The 8,288-nt window shown below is 66.4% G+C and carries 5 protein-coding genes; 3 read left to right on the top strand and 2 right to left on the bottom strand.

What is annotated here, in order from left to right:
• The coding region (locus H1B27_RS25670; RefSeq protein WP_246515705.1) for a methyl-accepting chemotaxis protein at positions 1-790 on the top strand (790 nt) is incomplete at its 5' end.
• Positions 791-1,019: 229 nt separating this feature from the next.
• Here the strand turns inward: H1B27_RS25670 and H1B27_RS25665 are convergent.
• The gene (locus H1B27_RS25665; RefSeq protein ID WP_197967955.1) at positions 1,020-4,829 is read right to left on the bottom strand and encodes a YhdP family protein; all 3,810 of its coding nucleotides are present in this window, start codon (positions 4,827-4,829) and stop codon (positions 1,020-1,022) included.
• Between the two features lie 195 nt (positions 4,830-5,024).
• Between H1B27_RS25665 and H1B27_RS25660 the strand changes: the two genes are divergently transcribed.
• Entirely contained in the window at positions 5,025-5,714 is a 690-nt protein-coding gene (locus H1B27_RS25660; RefSeq protein ID WP_197967954.1) for a peroxiredoxin family protein, read from the top strand.
• A gap of 111 nt (positions 5,715-5,825) precedes the next feature.
• Positions 5,826-7,181: a M23 family metallopeptidase gene (locus tag H1B27_RS25655; protein WP_197488802.1), complete on the top strand. Its 1,356-nt coding sequence runs from the start codon at positions 5,826-5,828 to the stop codon at positions 7,179-7,181.
• Here H1B27_RS25655 and H1B27_RS25650 read toward each other — a convergent pair.
• The gene (locus tag H1B27_RS25650; RefSeq protein WP_197967953.1) at positions 7,168-8,151 is read right to left on the bottom strand and encodes a DMT family transporter; all 984 of its coding nucleotides are present in this window, start codon (positions 8,149-8,151) and stop codon (positions 7,168-7,170) included. The two genes, H1B27_RS25655 and H1B27_RS25650, sit on opposite strands and share 14 nt — an antisense overlap.
• Between the last annotated feature and the right edge of the window lie 137 nt (positions 8,152-8,288).

The following is an 8,288-nucleotide window of genomic DNA, read 5'->3' as shown; positions in this document are numbered from 1 at the left end:
CGGCCTGATGGCCTCCGGCTCCGGTGAGCTCGAGGCCACCGCCAAGTCGATGTCCTCGACCGCCGAAGGCACCAACCGCCGTGCCTCCGTGGTCGGCTCCGCCGCCACCGAAGCCAGCCAGCGCGTCCAGACCGTCGCGGCCGCCGCCGAAGAGCTCTCTTCCTCCATCACCGAGATCAGCCGTCAGGTCGCGCAATCCGCCGAGGTCACCGGCCGCGCCGTCGACAGTGCCCGCCGCACCGACACCATCGTGCGCGCACTGTCCGACGGCGCCCAGCAGATCGAGCACGTCGCCGAGTTGATCTCCAGCATCGCGGCACAGACCAATCTGCTCGCGCTCAACGCCACCATCGAGGCCGCCCGCGCCGGTGAAGCCGGCCGCGGCTTTGCCGTCGTCGCCTCCGAGGTGAAGTCGCTGGCGAGCCAGACCGCGGAAGCCACCCGCGAGATCGGCGACAAGATCGCCCAGATCCAGGGCGCGACCAAGGAGGCGGTGGACGCCATCGGCGGCATCACCGCCACCATCGAGGAGGTCAGCCGCATCGCCACTTCGATCGGCGCGGCGATCGAGGAACAGGGCGCCGCCACCGCCGAGATCGCCCGCAGCGTCTCGCAGACGGCGGAGGCGACCAAGGAGGTCACCACCAATATCGGTGTCGTCTCCACCGCCGCCAACGAGACCGGCAACGCCGCCGGCATGGTGCTCGCGGCGGCCTCGAACCTCTCCAAGCAGGCCGAGCAGCTCTCCGGCGAGGTCGGGACCTTCCTGGCGGGCGTGCGCGCGGCGTAAGCGCTCGTTCACCTCTCCCGCTTGCGGGAGAGGTCGCTCCCACCGGGTCGCGCCGAAGGCGCGCCCGATGACAGGCTCCGGCGCGGGTGAGGGCTTTCTCCTCTAGGGGATTTTCCCATCGCGGAGACACCCTCTCCCCAACCCTCTCCCGCAAGCGGGAGAGGGAGCGCATCTTACTTCGTGGCTGCAATCGAATCTGATCAATGACGAATTAAGACGAGCTCCGCCGCTATCGCCGCGCGAGGCTGCAACCGCTCGACAGCTGGCGCGTCGATCCCGTCGAGCCGTCATTGGACTGCGACGGGAATTCGTCGAACGGCGAGTTCTGCTTGCCGGTGTTGAACTCGAAGATCTTCCGGAACAGGCCGGGGGCCATCGCCGAAATCGGATTGACGCGCATCACCGGGGCCGCCGGGGTGCCAACGACCTCGTAGGTCACGCCGATCAGTCCCTCGTTGTTGCCGCCGCCGAGGAAGATGCCGAACAACGGGATCTGGCCGAAGATGTTGTTGACGCCGTACATCGGCACGAAGGTGCCGCTCATGCACACCTGGTTGCCGGGATAGTCGATCGAGCCCTCGATGGTGGCACCGATCATCGGCCCCTTGACCACGCCGTCGCGGACCGTGAGCGCACCATTCTGCCGCGTGAACTCGGCGCGAAGCGCGCTGAAAGAGACACCATTCCCGGTGCCGTTGGGCGCGCCGGCGGCAACGCGTTCGAGCTGCGCCTCGCCCTTCACCGTGAAGTCGCGCACATTGATCAGGCCCTCGCGCGCGGTGTTCGGCTCGGAGGTCGGCGGCTCCATCGCCACCACCATCTGGCCGCCGACGGCCTTGGTGTAGGTGTCGGTGAAGCGCAGCAGCGCGCCGGCATCGTTGGTCTGCAGATAGATCACCTCGCGGCTGCCCTGCGCGCGGCCGCCGCGCAGATCGGCTGCCACCGGTGTGTCGCGACCGATCTTGCCGCTCAGCGTGAAGGCTTTGACGGCGCCGTTGCGTTTCGACATCTTGGCATCGACGCTGCGCATGGCCTCGCCGTTGAATCCGGCGACGGCACCGAGCTTCACGTCGATGTCGAAATCGACGTTCTTCAGCTTGCTCTTGCCGTCGTCCTTGGAATTGCCTGAGATCGCCGACTTCAGGAAACCGCGGCCGTCGAACACGTCGCCGCGCATGGTGCCGCGCACCACGCCGTCCTGGCTGCGCTCCACTTTGAGCGACGCCTTGTCGCCGTCGGACGGCGCATAGGTCGGGAAGTTGGCGTTCATGAGATCGCCGTTCGCGTCGATCTCGAGCGAGCCCTTGATCGAGGCTCCGCCACCTTCGATGACGATGTCCTCGAATCGCGTCGATTGCGCCGTCGGCACCACCTTGAAGGCGGCCTTGGCCGACTTGCCCGACAGCTTGACCCAGCCGGGCAGGATGTTGTCGAGCTTGACCGAGGTCAGATCGGCCTCGACGCCGAGCTTGGTCGTCTGATCCGGGCCACTTGCGATCTTGCCCGAGAGCTTGATCGGCAACGATCCGCTGACGGCGGGGCTCAGATCGAATCCCAGGCGCGCACGGCTGGCATCGTCCAGCGTCGCCTGCAATCGGACGTCCGCGTCGCCCTCGGCCGGCTTGCGATAATCGAGCGAGGCCGCCTGGCCGTTGATCTTGACGTCGCCCTTGACCTGATAGCCCTGGTTGTTGGCTGATATCTTGAGGTTGTTGGCCTCCAGCTTCTGGTTCATCACCAGCTTCTCGGCGGCAAAGCCGTTGAGGTCGGCGGTGACGGCATAGGTGGTGTCGGCCTTGGTCAGCTCGCCCTTGACCGGCATGCCGAGCTGGATGTTCGCCGAGAACGTCCCCTTGCTGGTGTTGGGATCGACGACCGTCGACGACAGATCGCTCAGCCGATCATTGGCGAGCATTTCAGCGGCCGCGGGCACCGGCCCGTCGACGCGAAACTTGGTTCGCGACGGCGACGGCTTGGGCGCCATGTCCGGCACCTCGAAGGTGAAGTCGGAGATCGTGAGCTTGCGGCCGGCGGGCGTATCCGCAACGCCCTGCCCGATGTTCACGGTCGCAGTGCGCCCGGTCACGCGCGCCTTCAAATCGGCATCGCGCACCACCGGCATGCCGTCCACGGGGCGGACCGCGACACCGCTCGCCACGATGTTGACCGACAGGCCGTCGTCCGGAATCGGCGGGCCCCTGCGCGGGAGGTTCTTCGTCGGCGAGTTGATGCCGATCTCGATGCGCTGGAGCGTACCGCGCTCGATCCGTTCGATCACCCATTCGCGCAATTCGGGGACGATCAGCGTCGGCCACATCCGCTTCAAGGCGGAGGCCGACATCGGCGTTCCCGCAAAGCCGAGCGTCAACCGCGGCTCGCCGGAATAGTCGATGGCACCGGTGCCGGCGACGCCGATCTCGCCATTACTGATGTCCGCCTGCGTCAGCAAGAGACGCTTGTGATCCGTGTCGAAGCGGAATCCGATCGCAATGCGGTTGAAGACGAGCGGCGGCTCGTTGTCGATGCCGCCGAGCAGAATCGAACCGCCGCTGAAGCCGAGCTGCCAATCGTTGGTGGTGCCGTTGGGCGGCTCGAGATGAGCCAGCAGCGTCAGGCGGTTCGCGCCGGAGAGAATCTTGAACGGAGCGACCAGCACGCGCCGGTTGGCGTCCCACTCGACATTGATCTCGGCCGAGTCGATTCCCATCGGATAGTCGGGCGTGTCGGTGTCGATGATGTTGCCGGCGCCGACGGCGATCTTGCCGCGGAAGAAGGTCGGCACGCCGTCGCGGCCGAGTTCGCCCTTGAGTTCGCCGGTCAGCGGCAGGTCGGCGGTATAGGTGAAGTCCTTCACCCGCAGCGCCAACAGGATGTTGGAGGTCGAGACCTTGTCGGCCTTGATGTCGACGGAGCGCACGCCGTTCTCGGCGGGACCGATCGTGGCACGCAGCATCCACGGGCGCGCGCCCTCCTCGCCGAGGCTGAGCGCGACGCCGCCGCGGCTCGGCCGGCGCAGGCTGAGCGTGATGTTCTCAAACGACCATTTGCTGCCGCGCTGCTGATCGTCGACGACGAGGTTGCCGTTCTTCAGACCGATCTCGTTGAGGTTCTGGCCGTCGAGGCCGGTCATGCTCAGACTGTCGAGCCAGTCGAGGCCCTGGAGGATGCCGCTCTGCGCTGTCGCCTGCGGGGCGGCTTGCGACACCTCCGGGCTCGCGGGCGCGGTCGCGAATGGCGGCGGCGGGACACCGCCACGCGGGAATGTCGGCGGCAGGCCGGCGTCCTTCTTGGACGCGACGCCGGTCGCCAGCGGCTTCGCGGTGTCGCCGGCCGACACGGTGACGGTGCCATCGGGCGCGATGCGGATCGCGAGCTCGGCATCGACGAGATTGAGGCTCTCGGCGCGCAGGTGCCCCATCAGGAGACCCGCACCCGACAGCTTCACCTCGGCCTTCGGCGCGCTGGCGACGATGGCGTGATCGCGATCGCGAACGATGATGTCTCGGATGCGGACGGCGATGCGGACCCGGCCGGCGCGCTCGATCTGGGTACCGCCGATCTCAACCGTGTTGCCATGGCCGATATTGTCCTCGATCGCGGCTGCCAGCCATGGCGTTGCGATGTCCAGATTGATGGGACCGGCGCCAAGCCGCCACCACAGCGCGCCGAAACAGCCGACGAAGATGACGAGCAGGGTGCCGAGAACCACCGCGATGCGCTTCAGCCAGCGACCACCACCCAGCCGGCGGCGCAACCCGCCGAATCCGCCACCGAAGCGATGAAAGCCCGAACCGGAACGCGCCAGCAGCCGCCGCGCGCGATGGCCCGCCGCCGCTTCCTGATCCGGATCCCAGTCGGCGTCGTCCCATTCCTGCGGCTCATGTTGGCCGCCGCGCCGATCGAAATCCCGGTTGTAGTCCTGGGGCGACGTATTCCTTGCCATTGCTTCTCGATACAGGCGCCCGTCGTAGGATTGAGCGCCGCCGGGACCGCAGCCGGCCACAGGAAGCGATGCTCCCTGCGCCGGCACTGCCGCCATACCTCGTATATTCCTGCTGTTCGTCATTTCGCCCCGGGAGCGCGTTCAACGAGCAGTGGGGTGGTCGGTGGAATTCCTTGTAACCATACTTCGGCGTCGTCAGACTTGCCCAGCCGAGGGCGCGATTCCGGCACGCCGGACGAGAGCTGCAATACCGCTTCGGTTGACCCGCCGAAAGCGTCGAAAGGAAGGCGTATGTCCAAGAAATCCCGAAAGAAATCGTCCAAAACGTCCTCCGGCAGTTCGACCGCCAAAAAGAAGACCGCGAAAACGCGGGCACCGACTCAAGCAAAGTCCGCGAAAACACAGCGGACACCGGCAGGCAAATCAACCGGGACCATAGCAAAAGCAGGATCACATAAGGCCGCGTCGGAACAGTTAAATTCATCCAAAACGGCCTCTCCACCCGCTCAGGCGAAATCCGGCCCGGTCGAGGGCCAGAAGGCCCCCGCCTTCCGCCTGCCCCGCGATGGCGGCGACGTGGTCACGCTGGCGGACTATGCCGGGCGAAAGCTCGTCCTGTTCTTCTATCCCCGGGCCGACACGCCCGGCTGCACCCGCGAGGCGATCGATTTCACCCGCCTGGCCGGCGCCTTCACCGCCGCCGGCACGGCCGTGCTGGGCATCTCCGCCGATCCGTTAAAGGCCCAGGAGAAATTCCGCGACAAGCACAAGCTCGGCGTGCCCCTCATCTCGGATGAAAAACATGAGATGCTGGAGGCCTATGGCGCCTGGGGCCAAAAATCCATGTATGGCAAAAGCTTCCTGGGAATTCTTCGCACCACGATACTGATCGGTCCCGACGGCCGGGTGGCCCGGATCTGGCGCAATGTCCGGGTCGACGGCCATGCCGACGAGGTGCTGGAGGCGGCAAGGAGCCTTTAACCAGTCCTTCGAATTCGCCCGTTCCCGTTTCCACAAAATTAACCATGACCGGCCCAGATTGCTGCGGCAATTGAGCCGCAAGGAGCCCATCCGACCGGCGCGGGAGTGCCGATGTCGAAAAGTTCTGCCCAATACTCGCACTACCCCCAACATCATCCTCATGACCACGGACGCATCCTCCATCGCCGTCCGGCCGCCCCGGCGGCGGTAACCGCGCTTGCCCTGCCCGCCGCCGACGACGCCTACACCATCGTCCATGCCGGCAAGCAGGTCCGCTTCGGCCCTGTGGTATTCTGGATCGTGGTCGGCACCGTGGTGCTGCTCGGGCTGTGGTCGGCCGCGACGGCCACCTATTTTGCGTTCCGTGACGACGTCCTGACCCGGCTGATCGCCCGCCAGGCCGAGATGCAATATGCCTATGAGGACCGCATCGCCGAGCTGCGCGCCAAGGTCGACCGCGCCACCAGCCGCCAATTGCTCGACCAGGAGCAGTTCGACCAGAAGCTCGACCAGATCATGAAGCGCCAAACGGCGCTGGAGTCCCGGGCCACGGCGCTCGGAGCCATGCCCGACGTGACCGGCTCGATTCCCCGCTCTGCCCCGCAGCGCGGCGATGCTAGCCAGGCCACGCCGAAGCCGTCGCCGATCAGCGACACCGTCATCTTCGTGGCGCCGCCGGACCGCGAAGCGCGCCTCGAATCGCGCGCCCCGACCGTCGTGGCGCCGCCGACCAGCCAATTCGCCAGGAACAACGGTTTCGACAACGTGCTGGCCCGGCTCACGAACTCGCTCGACCAGGTCGAGCGGCGCCAGATGGCGGCACTCAACGCCGTCGAGGAAAGCATGGATTCGCGCATGCGCCGCATGCGCGGCGTGGTCAGCGATCTCGGCCTGAACCTCACCCATCTCGAAGCTGCCGTGCCGCGCAGCGCGATGGGCGGGCCTTTCGTACCCGTCAAATTGACGGCCAATGCCGGACCGTTCGAGAAGCAGCTCTATCGCATCAACACCACGCGCGCCGAGATGGACCGTCTCAACCGTACGCTCGCGCTAGTGCCTTACCGCAAGCCCGTCATCGGCGAGGTCGAGTTCACCTCCGGCTTCGGCGTGCGCAGCGATCCTTTCCTCGGGCGGCCCGCGATGCATACCGGGCTCGACTTCCGCGCCGCCAGCGGCGATCCGGTTCGCGTCACCGCCAACGGCAAGGTGGTCTCGGCGGGCTGGTCCGGCGGCTATGGCCGCATGGTCGAGGTCGACCACGGCAACGGATTGTCGACCCGCTACGGCCATCTCTCCGAGATCAATGTCAGGGTCGGCGAGATCGTGAAGATCGGCCAGGTCGTCGGCCTCGTCGGCTCGACCGGCCGCTCCACCGGTCCGCATCTGCATTACGAGACCCGCATCGAGGGCGAAGCGGTCGATCCGCAAAAATTCCTGCGCGCCGGCGTGCGGCTCAGCGCGGGTTAGGCTCGCGCTCTTTAGTTTCGCAGCGTCGGGGCTCCCGAGAACCAGAGAAGCGACTGGCGGCCGAGAGCTTACGCAGCAAGCCGAGTGCACGTCCGTCGATCACCAGCAGCGCGCTGCCGATGACGATCGCGCCAGCGATCTCGCGTATCGAGATCGGCTCCCCCAGCACCAGCCAGCCCAGCAGGATGGCGGTGACGGGAATGAGCAGCGTCACCAGCATGACATTGGTCGCGCCGGAGCGCCGCAGGATCTGGAAGAAGACGATGTAGGCGAGCGCCGTCGAAAGGCTGGCGAGGCCGAGCACCGCAAGCCACGTCGTGACGCTCGGCATCGGAAGACGCCAGGGCTGCTCCACCGCACCGGCGATGATCGCCATCATCACGGTGGACGCCATTAGTTGGAACGTCGCCGTTCCAAGAGGCGGGGAATCCTTCAGCAGCCGCCGCGCCGCCAGTGCCGCAAAGCCGTAGCTCAAGGCCCCGCCAAGGCAGAGGAGGATGCCGAGCCCCTGCCCCGGCCTTGCCTCGATGCCCCATCCGCGCAGGATGATCACGCCGAAGAGCCCCAGTGCCACTCCGGCCACGCGACGCATCTGCAACGCCTCCTCGCCCGCTGCTGCCATCACGAGAACCGCAAACAGCGGCGTGGTCGCGTTCAGGATCGACGCCAGCCCGCTCGGGATGAACGTCTGGCCGATCACGATCAGCGAGAACGGGATGGCGTTGTTGAGCAGCCCGATCGCGACGAACGGCTTCCAGCCAGTCGCTCCGATGGGAAAGCCGATGCCCTGCATGCGAATCAGCGGCAGCAGAATGGCCGCGCCGAGCGCGACGCGGAGGAACACCAGCGTCAGCGGCGGCAATTCCCGTAAGGCAGCGCCGTTGAAGAAGAACGAGCCGCCCCAGAGGATGGAGAGCACGGCGAGCAGCGACCAGTCTCGTGCGTCGATCCGGCTGTCGTTCGGGGGCATGCGTCTCACCTTGGCGGCCAAGTCTGTCCGCCTAGACCGGCGCGGTCGACGGCGCCACCCGAATTCCGATGAAACAGAGGTTCAGAAAACCGATGCGCAAAAATGAACCAGACGATCGAAACTGCCCGCGTCGAGCG

Origin of the sequence: Bradyrhizobium diversitatis, from assembly GCF_016031635.1 — a bacterium.
Lineage (GTDB): Bacteria > Pseudomonadota > Alphaproteobacteria > Rhizobiales > Xanthobacteraceae > Bradyrhizobium > Bradyrhizobium diversitatis.
The sequence above is the reverse complement of the archived record's forward strand: the minus strand, read 5'-3'. Positions and strand labels throughout refer to the sequence as shown.